Genomic DNA, 1,369 nt, shown 5'->3' on the forward strand with positions numbered 1-1,369 from the left:
GAAGCGCATCGCCATGGTTGGCCTCGTGGCCGTTATGCTCGTGGTTGCTGGGTGTAGCGGAGGCGGAGGTGGCAACAACACCAGCGGTGACGGAGCCACTGCTGCTGCCGGCGAGGATACCACCGCTGCTGAAGAGGAAGCCACCGCCGCTGAGGAAGAAGAGACAACTGCCGGTGAAGAGGAAACCACCGCCGCTGAGGAAGAGGAGGAGACCACTGCTGCTGGCGAAGAGACGACAGCCGGCGAAGAGGAAACCACCGCTGGCGAGGAAGAGACCACTGCTGCTGGTGAAGAGACCATGATGGAGAACGGAACCTCGATGGAGACCGAGACTACAGCAAGCAGCTAACACTCCCTCTGTAGGGACCAGAGGCAGAATCACCTCCGACTTTTCGAGAACGCCCCTAACACTGTTCCGTCCTCACGTCAACCAGTGACATGGGGCGCGCTACAACCTGGGTGCTTGTCATGGATCGCTCACGCTCCACACCGCCGCCATCACCTTTCCCGAATATTTCGGCCACATCCTTCACGGAACACTCTCATGTGGTAGATCAAGCCTGTTAGCAGACCATGAGTACTGACAGGACGACACTCCAGTGCGCTTCACTGAATGGCTGATTCCTCCTGTTGGATCTCTCCCGAAAATCACGAGGNACACTCCAGTGCGCTTCACTGAATGGCTGATTCCTCCTGTTGGATCTCTCCCGAAAATCACGAGGAGCGCGAGAAACTGGTCCTCATGATTCAGATCCCGCGCTCAGCAAGACTTTTTCGAGAAAGGGTATAGTCGTATCGGATGATCCCTTGGTAGCTGAAGACAAGCAGGTCGTTTTCTCATACACAATAAGCGTTAGAATCAATCGACGCCCTAAATTTTTCACACAGGACTAAGCATGACGAATCGACCTAGCCGAGTTCAGAGATCTAGGGTATCCGAGAGCATACCCTACGCGAGAGTGGAGATGACAATCGACAGTACAGAGCGGGAGGGGCGAGTTCATCAAAGGCAAACATCCACCGTTCACCGAACATGCCTGTAGGTAGCTCCGAAGACTGGTCTACGACGCTCTGATGATCCGTCTCGGTTACGCGAGTCGCTCCGCAACCCGATCGCGCAGGAACTGCCCGAATAGTGGGGCATCGTCGAGGTGGATCAATCGCGCGATCGCAAGCGGACTACCCTCATTTGCATCCGCCAGCGTCCCCATCCCGAGGTCGTTCATGTCGCTCAGCAGCCGATCGTAGCGCTCGTTCGAGGCCAGATACAGGAGCCGCGTCATCAAGAGCCGGCGCTCGGCCTTGGGTGCGACGTCGCGGTGCCAGAGAGTGTCGTAGACCGACATGTTCGAACCCGAGATGTCCCGTC

1 protein-coding gene and 1 pseudogene are annotated in these 1,369 nt (G+C 56.9%); one reads left to right on the plus strand and one right to left on the minus strand.

Translation table 11 applies throughout. The features are described 5' to 3' along the window. The first annotated feature begins 13 nt into the window (after window positions 1–13). Window positions 14–349, plus strand: coding sequence for a hypothetical protein (locus C450_RS19480; RefSeq protein ID WP_005046675.1), 336 nt, complete (start codon window positions 14–16; stop codon window positions 347–349). Window positions 350–1,088: 739 nt separating this feature from the next. Here the strand turns inward: C450_RS19480 and C450_RS19485 are convergent. Further along, window positions 1,089–1,369: pseudogene (locus C450_RS19485) on the minus strand (NAD(P)/FAD-dependent oxidoreductase); the annotation flags it as partial.

The organism is Halococcus salifodinae DSM 8989, assembly GCF_000336935.1.
In the GTDB taxonomy this organism is placed as follows: domain Archaea; phylum Halobacteriota; class Halobacteria; order Halobacteriales; family Halococcaceae; genus Halococcus; species Halococcus salifodinae.

Bases quoted from the DNA above. Each gene is read 5' to 3' on its own strand.
- C450_RS19480 (WP_005046675.1), top strand. From the start codon at position 14: ATGGTTGGCCTCGTGGCCGTTATGCTCGTGGTTGCTGGGTGTAGCGGA.